15 protein-coding genes and 2 tRNA genes are annotated in these 15,142 nt (G+C 56.9%); 9 read left to right on the forward strand and 8 right to left on the reverse strand.

Annotated features, from left to right (window positions below):
- Positions 1 to 73: 73 nt before the first annotated feature.
- Positions 74 to 523, forward strand: a complete 450-nt coding sequence (locus ACQK2L_RS27180) for a hypothetical protein (RefSeq protein ID WP_425400192.1) — start codon at positions 74 to 76, stop codon at positions 521 to 523.
- A gap of 380 nt (positions 524 to 903) precedes the next feature.
- On the opposite strand, the gene ACQK2L_RS27185 is transcribed toward ACQK2L_RS27180, so the two are convergent.
- From ACQK2L_RS27185 to ACQK2L_RS27200, 4 genes are all read right to left on the reverse strand, one after another.
- Positions 904 to 1,806 carry an ArdC family protein gene (locus tag ACQK2L_RS27185; protein WP_425400193.1) on the reverse strand — a complete coding sequence of 301 codons (903 nt, stop codon included), beginning with the start codon at positions 1,804 to 1,806 and terminating at the stop codon, positions 904 to 906.
- A 368-nt stretch (positions 1,807 to 2,174) separates the two neighbouring features.
- A tRNA-Leu gene (locus tag ACQK2L_RS27190) sits at positions 2,175 to 2,259 on the reverse strand.
- A gap of 76 nt (positions 2,260 to 2,335) precedes the next feature.
- Positions 2,336 to 3,517 (reverse strand): tyrosine-type recombinase/integrase, encoded by a 1,182-nt coding sequence (locus ACQK2L_RS27195; RefSeq protein ID WP_425400194.1) that lies wholly within the window; start codon positions 3,515 to 3,517, stop codon positions 2,336 to 2,338.
- A 343-nt stretch (positions 3,518 to 3,860) separates the two neighbouring features.
- Entirely contained in the window at positions 3,861 to 4,619 is a 759-nt protein-coding gene (locus ACQK2L_RS27200; RefSeq protein ID WP_425400195.1) for a helix-turn-helix domain-containing protein, read from the reverse strand.
- A 109-nt stretch (positions 4,620 to 4,728) separates the two neighbouring features.
- Here ACQK2L_RS27200 and ACQK2L_RS27205 point away from each other — a divergent pair, with 109 nt between their 5' ends.
- The 7 genes from ACQK2L_RS27205 (at position 4,729) to ACQK2L_RS27235 (ending at position 9,082) form a co-directional block, all read left to right on the forward strand.
- Complete coding sequence (locus ACQK2L_RS27205) at positions 4,729 to 5,526, forward strand: ParB/RepB/Spo0J family partition protein (protein ID WP_425400196.1); 798 nt, start codon at positions 4,729 to 4,731, stop codon at positions 5,524 to 5,526.
- A 143-nt stretch (positions 5,527 to 5,669) separates the two neighbouring features.
- The gene (locus ACQK2L_RS27210; RefSeq protein WP_425400197.1) at positions 5,670 to 7,154 is read left to right on the forward strand and encodes a type IV secretory system conjugative DNA transfer family protein; all 1,485 of its coding nucleotides are present in this window, start codon (positions 5,670 to 5,672) and stop codon (positions 7,152 to 7,154) included.
- A gap of 43 nt (positions 7,155 to 7,197) precedes the next feature.
- A complete protein-coding gene (locus tag ACQK2L_RS27215; protein WP_425400198.1) occupies positions 7,198 to 7,770 on the forward strand; it encodes a hypothetical protein in 573 nt (190 codons plus the stop codon).
- A gap of 25 nt (positions 7,771 to 7,795) precedes the next feature.
- Positions 7,796 to 8,104: a hypothetical protein gene (locus tag ACQK2L_RS27220; RefSeq protein ID WP_425400199.1), complete on the forward strand. Its 309-nt coding sequence runs from the start codon at positions 7,796 to 7,798 to the stop codon at positions 8,102 to 8,104.
- Positions 8,101 to 8,325 carry a hypothetical protein gene (locus tag ACQK2L_RS27225; protein WP_425400200.1) on the forward strand — a complete coding sequence of 75 codons (225 nt, stop codon included), beginning with the start codon at positions 8,101 to 8,103 and terminating at the stop codon, positions 8,323 to 8,325. The genes ACQK2L_RS27220 and ACQK2L_RS27225 overlap by 4 nt, the downstream gene beginning before the upstream one ends.
- Positions 8,326 to 8,376: 51 nt before the next feature.
- Entirely contained in the window at positions 8,377 to 8,739 is a 363-nt protein-coding gene (locus ACQK2L_RS27230; protein WP_425400201.1) for a hypothetical protein, read from the forward strand.
- A 73-nt stretch (positions 8,740 to 8,812) separates the two neighbouring features.
- On the forward strand, positions 8,813 to 9,082 hold the full coding sequence (locus tag ACQK2L_RS27235; protein ID WP_425400202.1) for a hypothetical protein: 270 nt from the start codon (positions 8,813 to 8,815) through the stop codon (positions 9,080 to 9,082).
- Positions 9,083 to 9,385: 303 nt separating this feature from the next.
- On the opposite strand, the gene ACQK2L_RS27240 is transcribed toward ACQK2L_RS27235, so the two are convergent.
- Positions 9,386 to 9,967, reverse strand: a complete 582-nt coding sequence (locus tag ACQK2L_RS27240; RefSeq protein WP_425400203.1) for a hypothetical protein — start codon at positions 9,965 to 9,967, stop codon at positions 9,386 to 9,388.
- Between the two features lie 288 nt (positions 9,968 to 10,255).
- Positions 10,256 to 10,909, reverse strand: coding sequence for a hypothetical protein (locus ACQK2L_RS27245; protein WP_425400204.1), 654 nt, complete (start codon positions 10,907 to 10,909; stop codon positions 10,256 to 10,258).
- 252 nt (positions 10,910 to 11,161) lie between these two features.
- On the opposite strand from ACQK2L_RS27245, the gene ACQK2L_RS27250 reads away from it, so the two are divergent.
- On the forward strand, positions 11,162 to 12,652 hold the full coding sequence (locus ACQK2L_RS27250) for a recombinase family protein (RefSeq protein WP_425400205.1): 1,491 nt from the start codon (positions 11,162 to 11,164) through the stop codon (positions 12,650 to 12,652).
- Here the strand turns inward: ACQK2L_RS27250 and ACQK2L_RS27255 are convergent.
- Together ACQK2L_RS27255 and glgB are read right to left on the reverse strand one after the other, a co-directional pair.
- Positions 12,634 to 12,708 (reverse strand) — tRNA-Pro (locus ACQK2L_RS27255). The two genes, ACQK2L_RS27250 and ACQK2L_RS27255, sit on opposite strands and share 19 nt — an antisense overlap.
- Before the next feature lie 175 nt (positions 12,709 to 12,883).
- On the reverse strand, positions 12,884 to 15,112 hold the full coding sequence (gene glgB / locus ACQK2L_RS27260) for a 1,4-alpha-glucan branching protein GlgB (RefSeq protein ID WP_425400206.1): 2,229 nt from the start codon (positions 15,110 to 15,112) through the stop codon (positions 12,884 to 12,886).
- Between the last annotated feature and the right edge of the window lie 30 nt (positions 15,113 to 15,142).

Below are 15,142 nucleotides of genomic sequence, written 5' to 3' on the forward strand. Positions count from 1 at the left end.
CACATTTGATGGCACTTTTTCTGATATAATTAGTTATTACTACTCACATGTTTAACAATCGCAAAGTGTTATCATGACGGACACTAAAGAATCTGAATTAGAATCTACATTTCGCAAGAAGAACCAGTGGCACTCGTTCAAGGCGGCCGCATACGGTGCTTTGGGCATGGCGGCGTACATGGGCGCATTTATGACTTTGGCGAACGGACTTATCGGAGTTGCTGGGGGAACAGCGGTCGCAGCGAGCATCTTCTCCCCACTTCCATTGCTTGCTATTGCGGCATTGGTTGTGGTTGGCACGGCGAGCACCTACATGAGCCAGCAGGAGCAGACGGAACTCAAAGTGATCCAAGACGAGCATTTGGCTCAGCAAAATGCGCGAGAACTTCGTAATAATGGGCATGCGCTGGGTAACGACATACAGGCAGATGTTGGGCGCCGAGATGGCCGAAGTTGGCAGGAGGTGGTTTCTACGCCGCGATCCATTCCAGCACAAGCGAATAGTGTCACACACAGTAGATAAATGTTGCACAACAGCGTAGCACGTTACATCGGTAGAAAGGATGTATATGGGAAAGACGACTAGAATGCATGAGGCCGCCAAAAAAGGGGACGTTACGGGAATTGCAAATTGTGCGCGGAGTGATGCTCTGGCTGAAGATGAGGAGGGTAAACGACCAGCCGATGTTGCTCTTACAGCAGAATCGGCTCACGCTATAAATGGCGTGGCTAGCGATACTACCGAGTTGTGGCAGGATGTTGTTAAAGCATCTTCGCGTAACCGGTCACTTTGTCCATGATATTGTGTTATCGGTGGCAATCGACAGTGTCGGAATAATGCGTGGCTCGACATAGGAAAAACCGGCCGCCGGAGTTATCCGGCGGCCGGCGGCGTTTTCGGGGTTACGCAGCGGGCTGCGGTTGCAGGCCGTGCAGGTATTCCACAGCCTTGCTGGCGTGGGATGCAGCGGAGAAAATCGCCCGCTTGTCGTCCTTCAGCACCTTGAGCCATTCGGCGATATAGGCGGCGTGGTCGTCGCGAATCTCCGGCGTGATCTTGAGGTCAGCACATAGGAAAGCCGATCCGAGTTCGGCGACCAGTTCTTCCATCGCGTAGCCTTCATCGCCCCAGCGTTTGCGACCGAATTCACGGTTGAGGCGGCTTTGATGCCGGGTCCAGTGCGTCATCTCGTGGGCGAGCGTTGCGGCGTGGGCTTCGGCATTGCGGAAGGTCTCCAGCGGGGGCAACTTCACGTAGTCGCCTTCAATCGCGTAGTAAGCCCGGTTGCCTCCGGTGCGGATGTCGGCTTTGGTGTTGGCGAAATAGGCTTCCACGTGCTCGATCCGCTCGATGGTCTCGGTGGGCGGTTCGGCCAGCGTGTAATAGTGCCCTGGCAGTCCGTCGCACTGCTCGGCATTGAAAACGGTATATTCCTTGAGGAACGGAATTTCCGCCTCGGTCTCGCTGCCGTCCTCGGTCTGGTCCTTCTTCTTGAACGTGCTGGCATACACGACCGGGGAGCCGTGCTCGCCCTTCTTGACGTGTCCACCAAGTTGCTTGGCCTGCTGGAAGGTGAGCCAGAACGGGCAGGAGTAGCCTTGCATCTCTGCCGATGCCCACAGCATCAGGATATTGATTCCCTGATACGGTTGGCCGCTGTGCCGCAATGGTCGCGTAATGCGTCCGGCTGCGTTCTCTGCGTTCCAAGGCTTGAGCCAAGGCCGCACGCCTCGCTCAAGCTCTGCGACGATGTGCGAGGTAACACGGGTGTAAACGTCGGTGCGGGTAGTGGTGGCGGTTGCCATGATGGTTGGTCCTTTCTGAACTTTGGAAATGTCCCCTTACGCGAAACGCGCTCGCGTTTTCCGGCGGAAGGGGGGCAAAGCCCAAAAAGGAAGGGGGGAGTGCAGTCAAGGACGACCGGCGTGGAGGGGCACCCGGTCTGCACAAGCGAGGTACGAGCGCGGAAGATTGGGGAGGAAGCCGCGCCGGTCGCGTGGCCCCGATCCTTGACGGCACGGGGGATTCACCCCCTGTTTTTCACACGAGAGGGCGAGAGGGGGGCGATAGCCGTCCGGCAGGACCGCAGCGAAGCGAAGCCCGGAAGCACTCGACCGCCTGGATGGCGGACGTGCCCAGAGAATCACACGTTTATGGAATAGATTCTGTTTGATGGTGCCCCTGGTCGGACTCGAACCAACACGCCTTGCGGCACTCGATTTTGAGTCGAGCGCGTCTACCAATTCCACCACAGGGGCACAGCACTTTGTGTCGAACACCTTATAGCGGCGAAGGAGGATTTCGCAATTAGTTATTTTGAGGCCCTCACAGTCCTCACGAGTCTTCGGCAGGAACCGGCTTTGCGGGCTTTGGTGGTTTCTGCTTACGCACATTGACGGCGGCAGCGTCGATGCTCGTCTTGATATGCGACGCGTAGTATTTTTCGATCATCTCCACGCTGGTGCGGCAATTCTTGGCGATCTGGTAGATGTCCGCGCCTTCCATCAGCCGGAGGCAGATATACGTGTGCCGAAGGCTGTAGGCCGTTCGGCGGTTGCCTTCCCGGTCGAATTTCAATCCCTCTTCGTCGAGAATGCGGTTAAACATTTCGCGGTGAGTTTTGGGGAAGATGGGGTCTGTAGCATCGGGATTGTTGCGTTTCTTGAGGCGACGGAAAGGCATAACCGCACCGGTCATGCTCTTGCAGTAGCCGACGCCTCGCTTGCCGCGAACTTCGATTTCGAGGATGGTCTCGCCGGTGGCGTCATCGTGGACGATGGCGACATCCCGATACTGAAGCCTGGCAGCTTCGTCCGGTCTCAAGCCGGTGTTCGCCATGAACAGGACGTAGTCGTGCAGTTGGGCGCTTTCCCATGCGTAACGGCTGCGAGTGGGATTCTTAGCGCGTTTTCTCGTCGCCGTGTAAAGTTGCTTGTACTCGTCGGGTGAAAACCATGCCCGGTGAGAAATCTTGCGGGATGCCTTGAAGGGTTCAGACAGGTCGGGAACAAGCGGGAGCCAGCCATGCCGGTTGGCAGTTTTGAGAACTTGCCGAATGGCGACGATCTCCTGGTGCATCGTGCTTCGAGCCGGCGGCTGGCCGCGCTCGGTGATGGCCTTTTCCCGCCGGTGGATGCGGTACTTCTGGACTACGCCCGGCGTGATTTCGCCAACCACCATGTGGCCGAAGAATGGAAGGATGTGGTTCCTGAGGCGCATTTCCTGCAACTCAACGTATAGCTCGCTGCGTTGCCCTTCCGTGATGATCTGGTATTCGCGAATGAACTGCTCAGCGGCATAGGCGAAGGTCTTGCCGTGAATCAGTTCGCCACGTTTGAGTTTGCCTCGCAGTTCAAGGTACCAGTCCTCCGCGATGTCCTTTGCGCGTGACAGGCTCTCCTCCCGTGTGCTCATACGGTAGTTTCTGCCGTCGAGAAATGTCGCACATTGCCAGTAGCGGCTGTTCTCCCGCTGGTAAAGGTGGAGTCTTCCTCCCATCAACACGTGGTCTGCCATCCTGATTCTCGAAACGCGCATCCTTCCTTGGAAAAACGCGAAAGTGTGTAACTACTGTGTAAGTGTAGCGCAGGTACAAAATGATGTCGAGAAGATGATGCAAACGATTGACTTTACAGTGGATTCAGGCCAGCGTATTTTTTAGACGTAAATGCTTTTGAGTCTAGCGCGTCTAGAGGTAAGACATTGAAGAGCAACGGAAAAGAATGAATGAAAAAGGTATATGTGTAAGAACCTGTGTAAAACAAGCCTCATTTTGCTTGGTTTGCGCGCCTTGGAGCGTATCAAGATGTGCAAATGCCAAGTGGAGTTGGGTTGCGGGTCACAAAGCCAATGCACGCGTTCACAGGTTCTCCAGCCCTCGAAGGTAGAACTCATCATGTGACGGGTAAACCTCGCCCGTAACGTATTGCATAAGTTGTGAGAAAGGAAGCTTGTACAACTCTGCTACTTGAGCGACAACCTCGGGCGGAGGCTGGCCCTTAACAAAGTCAGTCCCAGATGAGATGACCTCACCGTAGGGCAGGAAGTTGTGTAGGTCCAGAGTGTTGTTTCGCTGGGCTTCAATGAAGGCATCGTACATGCCGGTTTTGACGGCGACGAAGACCCAAAAATCCCTACCGTCTTTGAATTGCCCATCAATGAGCATGATCGTGCGTTGATCAGAATCGGCGAGTGTTTTCACGCTAGGGGGGGCTTTGAACGACGAAATATTCGTCTGGATGTTCATCGCATCGATGTCGGCTTCACGAAGTACCCTGGCGATCGACTCCGAGACTTTGGCGAAAAGTGACTTGCGTGTGCCGGCTGGAACCTGACCGATTATCTCGACGCTGATCCTGGCCCAGTAGGGTGGATCGGGTTCGAGTTCTTCTCCTCCGTTCATTAGAGCGCTTGGATACACGCTGAATATCGCTGCGAGGCGGTAGAGGTTTTCCATGCGGGGAGTGATGGAGCCGGTGAGCCATCGCTGGAGGGTGCGCTCGGAAACATCGACTTTCTTGGCAAGCTGAGCGTCGGTGATGCCCTGCTTGAGTTGAAGGCGTTTCAGTTCTTCAACATTCAGCTCGTAACTCGTGCTGTCGTCTTTCTTCTTCGCCATTGCTCCACCAAATGTCGGTCAAATGTCACGATGAGTGTCGGTTACTTGTCATCGGCTTCGGTTTAGGATTTCCGCATCAAATGGAAATTCCTCTTACCGCGAGGCTGTCATGGCAAAACTCATTTCAAAACCGACAACGTGGTTCAAATTCGATCCCAACCAACCGCGCAAACTATTCGAGAAGGATGACCTTCAACTGCTCGGCGAATCCCTCCGGGTGAAACAGATTCAGCCGGTTGTCTGCAATCGGGACGGTGTCCTGATCGCAGGGGAGCGACGAGTTCGGGCGGCGATTCAGGCCGAGTTACCGGAACTGTTGGCCATCATCTCGGATGATCCTCTGACCGACACCGAAGTTCGCATTCTACAACTTTCGGAGAATCTTCACCGCGCCGATCTGAACGATGCCGAGAAGTGGCACGCCTGCGAGGAACTGCTCGGGCTCAATCCGGACTGGTCCAACAAGGACCTCGCGTCCCACCTCAAACTGAGCGAAGGCACGGTCTCGAAATACCTGGCGGCCGGCAAAGCCGTGCCGGAAGTGCAGCAGGCACTGGAGGCGGGCGAGATTGGCATCACCGCCGTCTACGAGATCAGCCGTGCGGCAGCAGAACAGCAGGCGGAATTGCTGGAACTCAAACGCAACGGTACGTCGCGCGACGACCTTGCATCTCATGTGCGTCGGCAGAAGCAGGATGATGCACCACAGGTGCGAATGAAACGCATCCTGTGCCCTTTGGCATCGGGCGTTTCGATCACGGCCTCGGGCAATGAGCTATCTCTCGATGATTTGATCGATGCGCTTGGCGACGCCCAGAAGGAAGCCCGCAAGGCTCGCGAGCAGGGTTTGGACGCCAAGACCTTTAGCGCCGTGATGAAAGACAAGGCGAAGAAGGGAGGTGCGTAATGGAACGCAACTTTTCTCTTCGGTACGCAGTTCAAACCGGCCTTGGAATCGTGGTCCTGTCTTTCGCGGCATTGATTACGGTTCGCGGTGACCCAAATGGCCGGCCGTTGGTGATTGCTTGTGGGTTGGGCGGGATTGTGTGCATGGCCCACGCGGCCTTTCGCAATCTGACCAGTGAACCGGCTCCGCTTGCGGCGGCTTCAAAAGACGGCCTTGACCTCACGCTATTGCGATGGGGGCAGGATGACGCCTTCAGCGTTCGCGACCTGCTCAACGGTGGCGTGGCCATCTTCGGGCGTACGGGGTCGGGGAAGACCTCGTCGAGTGGAAAGGCGTTGGCGGGCGCTGTCACTGGTTTGCCGGGTAGCGGCGGGCTGATCCTGGCGGCCAAGCCGGGTGAGGACCGTCAGATGTGGGAGAACATCTTTGCGGCAGCGGGCCGCCGGGATGATCTGCTCATCTTTTCGCCGGAAACGCCGCTGAGGTTCAACTTCCTTGACTATGAGATGAAGCAGGGTGGTCACACTCGCAATATCACGAAATGTATCACCGTAATCGGGGAGACGCTTGGCTCCAGCGACACCGACAACCGGGAATCAGCGGATTTCTGGCAGAAGGAACAGGAGCGGATGATCTACAACGCGGTCGAGGTGGTGAAGCTCGCCACCGGCCGTATCTCGGCACCGGACCTTCAGCGGTTTATTACCGGTGCGGCGATGGCACCGCAGCAGTTTACTACTGAAGAATGGCTGGCAGGGTTTCATAACCAGTGCCTCAAGACAGCGTGGGAGAAGCAGAAATCGTCACTGGAATCGCATGACTACGAACTGGCCAAGGAATACTGGCTGAACGAATTCGTCTTCATGGCGGACAAAACCCGCTCGTCGATTCTGACCGGCGTGATGGGCATCCTGCACACGTTCAACACCGGGCTGGTGCGTGAGTTGGTGAGTGGGGCGAGTAACGTCAGTCCCGACGATCTATTCGCGGGCAAGTGGGTGCTCATCGACATGGCCCCTTCGGAATGGGGCGACATCGGCCTGTTCGTGGCGGGTGGCTGGAAGTACCTCACCGAAAAGGCTGTGCTCCGACGGATCGCGGACGATGCGGCAAACTGCGTCACAATCTGGGCAGACGAAGCGCAGCAGTTCGTCAACAGTTTCGATGCCCATTTCATCGCCCAATGCCGCAGCCATCGCGGCTGCATGATCTACCTGACACAGTCGCTTCACGCCTACTACGCTGCGCTGCCGGGGCAGGCGGGACGCCACCAGGCCGACAGCCTGCTGACCAACTTCCATACGAAGCTGTTTCACGCACTGGGTGATCTGGAGACAGCGAACTGGGCCAGCGGTCTGATTGGCAAGTCGCTCCAGACCTTCACGGGTGGTTCGATTACGCCGAGCGAAGGCATGTACGACGAGTTGATGGGGCAGAGTCAGTACAGCGGCAACTTCTCGCAGCACTTTGAATCGACCCTGCAAAGCAATGCTTTCATGCATGGTCTTCGCACCGGCGGTGCGGCAAACAACTTCACCTGCGACTGCTTCGTGATCCGAAGCGGTGAGCCTTTCTCAAACGGCCAGAACTGGCTGGCGACGAGTTTCGATCAGCGCAGTGCTGGTTAAACGCATTTTCCCTATTCACTCCAAAACAAAAGGAGACATTCGAATGACAAACCAACAACACGGCGGTCCCGGCGACCGTCTGACGATGGCAAACAGTTTCAACGGACTGAATGTCCTGGCGAATGCCCACGCAATTACCTGCACGGTCTTTCTTCGCACCGACTTTGGCCGTGAGGGCATCGGGATGTTCGGGCTGATCGGCGGTCTTCTCATCCTCGGATATGGCAGTTTTGCGAACTGCGGCCCGATGTTTATCTTCTTCCTGTTTTGGGTCGCAGCCCTCATCTGCCAGCGCGTGCGGTCATTCAGGAACTGGCGGCGCGGAGCCATGATCCACAGCCGGTACAACGGCTATCCGTTCGTGTCCAAGCGACTGTTTCCGCGAATGACGGAATTGAACGCAAGGGGCGTTGATGCATTCCTGTGCCTCGCCATTGGCGGGTTGCTCGCTCAATTCAGCCAGCCGCTCGGATTTTTCATTATGGCTGGCTTTCTCTCGATCCTGTTCTCCGAAGGGGTGATGGTCGAGGGGACAAAACGCCGGCTGCAAACGATGCGGGACGCTGAGATTGAGCAGCGATACCTGGCTGAGCAGTACAAGTCGGGCAATTTCTGATCCTTGAGCAAAGAGGAGACTGACCATGTCAGACAGCGACAGCATCTGGCAGCAAATGCTGGCCCAACGAGCCGAATGGGCGGCGGAGCAGCCGTCCCTTTCGGCGGAACTGAAGGCAATGGGGCGAGAAGCCATCAAGGATGTGCGCGGCACGATCCACGAGACGTTCTTCGGTCAGCCGGAGCACATGTCGGAAATGGGGACACCCCTAAACCCAACGCCGCAGATGACGACCCAGGATTTGGGCACGGTTTACGGTTCGTACGAGTCCATGCTCGATGCCTACGCGGAGCGTGGCAACGAGCAGCAACAACAGGAGGAGATGGAACGATGATTGAGAGTTTTGTGAATGATTTGGCGATGGGACTGGCCCTGATCGGCTTTGCCATTTTCGGCGTGGTGTACGTCGTCGGCGTGCTTCTCTACCTGCTCGCGCGGCATTGCCACCGCGACTACAAGAAGCAGGGCGGCGCGAAAGTTGTGGTTCCCAAAGTTGTGGGAGGCACGGCAGCGAAGATTGTCGGCAATGCACTGCGAAAACGTTTCCTTGGATGAACCAGCGTGGTTCCGTTTCTTCGACATCACTTTTTCTGAAAGGAGTGTGCCATGTACACACTGCAAAGTTACCAATGCCCGGATTGCAGCCACCAGTTTCATCTCGATGAGGACTTGATCGGCGTGCCGTTCGATTGCTCGACATGCGGCACGGAATTGATGATTCCGCCGACAAGCGGCCTGCCGGCAACGGCGCACGTCATGGATGACTACGTGGATTCTGCACCTGCCGTTCGGCGAAGGCCAGCAACGACACCGGTGGAGATGCGCCTGCCTGGCCAGCTCGGCAGCCTCAAAGCGCAGGTGGATCAACCGACCAGCAACGCGATGGCGACCACCTTCCTCGGCGGCCTGCTCGTGGCGCTCGGGGCGTTCCTATTCTCCGGATTCATGGGGAAAGGCAAGTCGAGTTGAAAGCCGGTCGCAGACGTTTCTCACAGCGGGCGGGGGTGTCCCATCCCGCCCGCTTTTGTCGAAGGAGTCTTCCGTGACGGTGGAGCAAAGACTGGAGCGCATTGAGTCGCTGCTTGTGGCGCTGATGCAGCGCGAACAGGCGAAGGACTGGTACGGCATCAATGAGTTCGCGCGGCTTGTGGGGCGCTCGCCGTTCACCTGCCGCGAGTGGTGCAGGCTCGGACGCATTGAGGCCAGCAAGAAGGCCAGCGGTCGCGGTGCTCATACGGCATGGGTGATTTCACACGGCGAATTGCTCCGTTTCCAGCGGGAAGGGCTTCGTAAGCCTTTCCGCAATTCTTAAACACAATCAGTCAGGTATTGGTTTCTCGTCATGGTCCGGCGCAATCAACAATCCGATTGCCAATTGCGAGTCGATGCATCCAGGTGCATCGTTCCGGCCGGCGCACCCGACTGGATCACGCCGGAGTTGATTGAAGCGACGATTCGTGTCTGGCAACCATACTACGCGGAGGTTCTTTCCCCGGAAGAAGCCGTTACAATGATCCTTGACGTGGGGAGGTTGTTCGACGCGCTTTCTTCGGGATTGTGAGCCATGAAACATCCAAGGTTGGACAGTCGTTTCGGGTTCTTGCCCACGCTCAATCTAACGCAAGGAGCGACCTCGATTCTCCGGCAGAATAGGTTCCGCATCGGCATGAAGGTCGGTGGCATTAGCCGCCGTGTGGGGCCGCTTGGTACGGTGAAAAATGAACGCGCCGACCGCCACTGCCGTACCCGCTGCAAATAGCAATGTTTTCGTCTTTTGCTCTGCCGTGAGGACTGTTCGCCATTTGTCCACGAGGCTGCCCGCCCCTTGTTCGCGGAACACGGTCTTTACCTCTTTGGCGTATTCCTTTTGCAGATTCTCGAATACTCCGCCGGCCCTCCAGCCCAGATCGATGTCAAAATAACTCTTCTCCAGCGCCTTGGCGATTTCGGTGTCGCTCGTGCTTTTGAGTTTAGATGCGAGCCTTGACTGCAAATCTTTGAACATGCCAAGCTGGGAAAACGTCGCTTGCGCATATTTTTGAATTTTGACGACTGCTATCAGAGCGCCAGCGGCTAAACTCGCCGCCCCTTTGAAGAAGGCGTCACGAAGAGGAGGTTGTTTGCGTTGTCCGTCCTTGGTTTCCATACCGATGTCAGCGTCAATACTTACTTGTCTGTCAATTTCGTCCCCTGACATTCCCCTGTCCGTGGGGCCGCCACTAAGCAACATCTCAGAATACCCTCAAAAGACTGTACTGTGTCATGACAATTTCATGACATCATCAAATAACTGAAACACAAGAACAATTGGTGGGGCGACGATAGCACAGGTTTTCACCCTGGCATGACTGAAGCCCTCACCACCCGACGTTTCATGCGGGGTAAAGCAGAAATGATGATGTGCGTGGTATTTCGGCGATGGCGTAACAGAGTTTGAACAACAATTCATGCGGCTAATGCGGCCTAAATGAAGCTGCTCGCAGAATTACTTCGGTGGATTGCGAAAATCGCCCCATTGGCCATTGTTGTATTCGAGAAACAGCCAATCCCGGCCTGTGCCGAGCAGGTCGTCCGTCCAAAAGCGGATAATCGTCGCGTTTGGGTAGTCTCGCAGCACGCTTTCGCCGAGTTCGTGGAATTCATCAACAGTAGCGCTGATATCGTGCACCTGCATTTGACCGTTAACTTGAAATTCAAGTTTGAGGCCGCGTACGGGCTGCGATCCAACCGTTGCCATGCTGATTGCCAAATCGAAAATGCTCTTGATCGTGAGCTTCATTGCCTGCTTTAGCTCAGCCATATGAGATTTATCGATGAACACATTCAGTGAATTGGATAGCGTACGATCAGCCAAAGCGTCGGAAAATGGCTTCCCGCGTGCGACCATGGCAAATCCGATTTTCGCAAACTCCTTGGCATATGGGACTGCCTTTGCATAAGGAGCGGTTCTCGGGTTTCTTTCCAAGAATATCTTGGCCGCTGCCGCCCCCCGATCAATGATCGTCGCGTTCACGAGGATGCTGGTGCCATAAGGCGTGATCATATCGTCAGACCACTCTGCGACCGACGTCGCAACGTCCGCGATTGTGGCATTGACGGCGCGATTGCCGTTGAGCCAGATCTCGAAGATGTTAGACATGAAACACGTTCTCCGATGAGATGAGTCACAAATTCCAACTGCAGAAGCGATAAAGAACAGGAATGTTCTCGCCCGGTTTCACGAAGACCGTCTACGATCCTACCATCCTCGACGCTTGGAATGCCATGGCGGATGTCTTTGGGAACAAAGTTGACGGCAGCGTAAAGCCTCGCCGATCAGCGGCGACATGATTACAATAGAATCCGTTACGGAAACGGTCTCTGTTTTCAAATCCCTGCCGAAGTAGTCGCCATGAAACAGTTCGCAGCACTCGCACGAGTCAGCAGCCGGGAACAGGAACGCGAAGGGTTCAGTCTGGAAGTACAGGAAGATGCTCTCAAGCGTTATGCGGCTCAGGCCGGCGGCGAAATCGTCAAGTTCTTCAAGATCGCCGAAACGGCCAGCAAGGGCGAAGAACGCAAGACGTTCCGCAAACTGATCGCATACGCTAAGAAGAATGCGGCGTTTCTTGATGGTCTCCTTTTCTACAAGGTGGACCGGGCATCCCGGAACCTATTCGATTACGTCGAACTGGAACGGCTGGAGTCGGAATACAACCTGCCGTTCATTTCCGTATCGCAGCCGACCGAGAACACGCCCGCCGGCCGCATGATGCGGCGGACACTCGCCAATATGGCGAGCTTCTACACTGAGCAGCAATCGGTTGACGTTCGCGAAGGGCTTTCCCGCCGCGTCCGGGAAGGCTGGTTCATCGGCCTGGCTCCGTATGGCTATCTCAATGTCCGCAAGGATGGGCGGGGCATCATCGAGACGGACGCGGAGCAGGCCGCCAACGTCAAACGCATCTTCCAACTCTACGCCGATGAAAACCTGACGATTGACGGCGTGGTCGAGAAGATCAACGCGGAGGGACGTACCTGGCGGAAGTCACAGGCGAACTTCCCGCGAAGCTCGGTCCACAACATTCTCAAGGACCGGGCCTATATCGGCGAGATTTCCCACAAGGGCGAGTGGTATCCCGGCAAGCATGAACCGCTGGTGGATCGGGCGACGTGGGACCGCGTACAGGCCCTGCTCGGCGGCCACGTCTACCAGTCGCAGACGCACACCTACGCCAGCCAACTGATCCAGTGCGGCCATTGCGGGCATCCGATCACCGGCGAGACGATTACGAAGAAGAGCAAGAAAGGCGAGCGGTTCTACACGTACTACCGCTGCACCTATTACAACCGCAAGGGGCATCCCCGTATCCGCGTGCGTGAGGCCGATCTCGAAGAACAGGTACTGGCCATCTTCGACAAGATGAAGGTCGAGAACGAAGAGGTGCAGGACTGGTTCCGCATGGTGCTCGCCTCGCAAACGCGAGACGCCCAAGCTGAGTCGCTTTCCCAGCGTGCTGAGCTACAGCGGCAGGAAACGTTGCTTGTCCAGCAACAGGACCGGCTGCTCAACATGCGGCTGGCGGAAGACATTGACCAGGAGACGTTCGCCCGAAAGCACACCGAACTCCGCGACCGGCTGGCATCAATCAAGCTGCAATTGGATGTTCTGGACCGCTGCCATGATGAAACGGCCGAGTTGGCCTCGAAAGTTTTTGAACTTTCGCAAACGCTGCGGCAGCAATGGCTTACCGCTGATTACTCGGCAAAGCGTCGTATCCTCGAAATCGTCTTTTTGAACTGCACGCTCGAAGACGTAACTCTTGTCCCCACAATGAGAAAGCCCTTCGACGTTCTCGCCGAAGGGCTTGTTTCCGAGAAAAGTCGGGCTGAAAGGATTTGAACCTTCGACCTCTGCGTCCCGAACGCAGCGCTCTAGCCAAGCTGAGCTACAGCCCGTGGGGTGGAGTGGCGGGGGCCGCTTCCACCTCGGTATTGTTGCATCTAGGTCCCCCGTTCCACAAGGCCCATTTACCGGCCCGGGGGCTGGTGAATGGCGGCCTGTGGAGGGGTGACAACAATACGGCGGTAAATGCTAGACCCGCGGGCGGGTTGGTTGGTTCGGGGCTAGGTTCTAGCCCCGTTTGGGTTTGAAGATCACCGTGCCGAGTGGGGGCAGGGTGATTTCGATCGACGCGGGGCGGCCGTGACTTTCGTGTGGGCCGGCGAGGATGCCGCCGTCGTTGCCGACGTTGCCGCCGCCGAAGTAGGCCGAGTCGCTGTTGCTGATCTCTTCGTACCAGCACGCTTCCGGAACGCCCAGTTTGTAACCGTGGCGGGGCACCGGCGTGAAGTTGCTGCAGACGATCACGAAATCCTGCGGGTCCTTCGCCTTACGCATGAAGGCCAGGGTGCTCGCTTCGTGGTCGTGGCAATCGATCCACTCGAATCCGGCGCCGTCGAAGTCCACTTCGTGCAGCGCGGCTTCGTTCTTGTAGATATTGTTCAGGTGCGCGACGTAGTTCTGCAGGCCCTGATGCGATTCCCACTGCAGCAGATCCCACTGCAGCGACGTGTTATAGTTCCATTCGTTCCACTGCCCGAACTCGCCGCCCATGAAGGTGAGCTTCTTGCCGGGGTGGCTCCACATGTAACCATACAGGCATCGCAGGTTGGCGAATCGCTGCCACAGGTCGCCGGGCATCTGGTCGAGCATGGAGCCTTTGCCGTGTACCACCTCGTCGTGCGAGAACGGCAGAATAAAGTTCTCGGTGAACGCGTAGATCAGCGAGAAGGTCAGCTCGTCGTGATGGTACTTACGATGGATCGGCTCGTGGTGGATGTACCGCAGCGTGTCGTTCATCCAACCCATGTTCCACTTGAGGCTGAAGCCGAGGCCGCCCAGGTAAGTGGGCCGCGACACGCCGGTCCAGGCGGTCGACTCTTCGGCGATGGTGAGCGTGCCGGGGTATTGCAGGTGGCACTCTTCGTTGAACTTCTTGAGGAAGTCGATCGCCTCGAGGTTCTCGCGACCGCCGAACATATTGGGGATCCAGTCGCCCCCTTCGCGGCTGTAGTCGAGGTACAGCATCGAAGCAACCGCGTCGACACGGAGCCCGTCGATGTGATACTTGTCGAGCCAGAACAGCGCGTTGGAGATGAGGAAGTTCTTCACCTCGTTGCGGCCATAGTTGTAGATCATCGTTCCCCAGTCGGGGTGCTCGCCCTTGCGGGGGTCTTCGTGCTCGTACAGCGCGGTGCCGTCGAACTGGCGGAGGCCATGATCGTCCTTGGGGAAGTGAGCGGGCACCCAGTCGATGATCACACCGATGCCAGCCTGGTGGCATTGATCGATCAGATACATGAGGTCCAGCGGCGAGCCAAACCGGCTGGTGGCGGCGAACATGCCGACCGGCTGGTAGCCCCAGCTGCCGGTGAAGGGATGCTCGCTGACCGGCAGAAGTTCAAGATGCGTGTAGCCCATCCGCTGGCAGTACTCAACCAGTCGAGGTGCGATCTCGCGATAGCTGAGCCACCGCTCGGGATCCTCCGGATCGCGTTGCCAACTGCCGAGGTGCACTTCGTAGATGGACATCGGTGCGTCCAGCGCGTTGTGATTCTTGCGCGTGGCGAGCCAGCTATCGTCCTGCCATTGGTAGGATTCCAGATCGGTAACGATGTTCGCAGTGCGGGGCGGCACTTCGGCGGCGAAGCCGTACGGGTCGCACTTCTCGACCACGCGTCCGCCACGTTGTTTAACGGCGAACTTATAGAGCGTGCCGACCTTCATCTCCGGAATGAACAGTTCCCACACCCCGCCCGGCACGTGCTTGCGCATGGGATGCGACTTGGCCGACCACTCGTTGAAGTCGCCCACGACGCTCACGCCTTCGGCATTGGGCGCCCAGACGGCGAAGTTGATGCCTTGGACGCCGTTGATCTCACGGATCTGGGCGCCGAGACGCTTATAGCTGTCCCAGTGATTGCCCTCGCCCAGAAGGTGCAGATCGTAATCGGTCAGCAGTGGATCGAATGCGTAGGGATCTTTCATGGTTCTCTCGATACCGTGGCTGTCGGTCAGTTGGAAGTGATATTGTCCGTGGGCGATCGTTTGTCCGTTGCCATCTTCCACAGGGCAGATGGCTTCGTACAGGCCCGACGGGTGGATCCGCCGCATGGGGCGACGATGACCGTGGGCCTCGTCGACCAACCACACCTGCTGCGATCCAGGTAGTAATGCCCGCACCGCAAGGCCTTGGCGTCCCTCGTCGGTCACCTGGTGCGGTCCGAGCACTTCAAAAGGGTTTTCGTGGTATCCGTTTACCAGGGGAGTCACGGCATCCAAGCTGACTTGAGTACGCATATCTGAATTCGAAGTGGTTCGGTGTGGTGG

Source organism: Aeoliella sp. (assembly GCF_965227375.1).
Classification (GTDB): Bacteria; Planctomycetota; Planctomycetia; order Pirellulales; family Lacipirellulaceae; genus Aeoliella.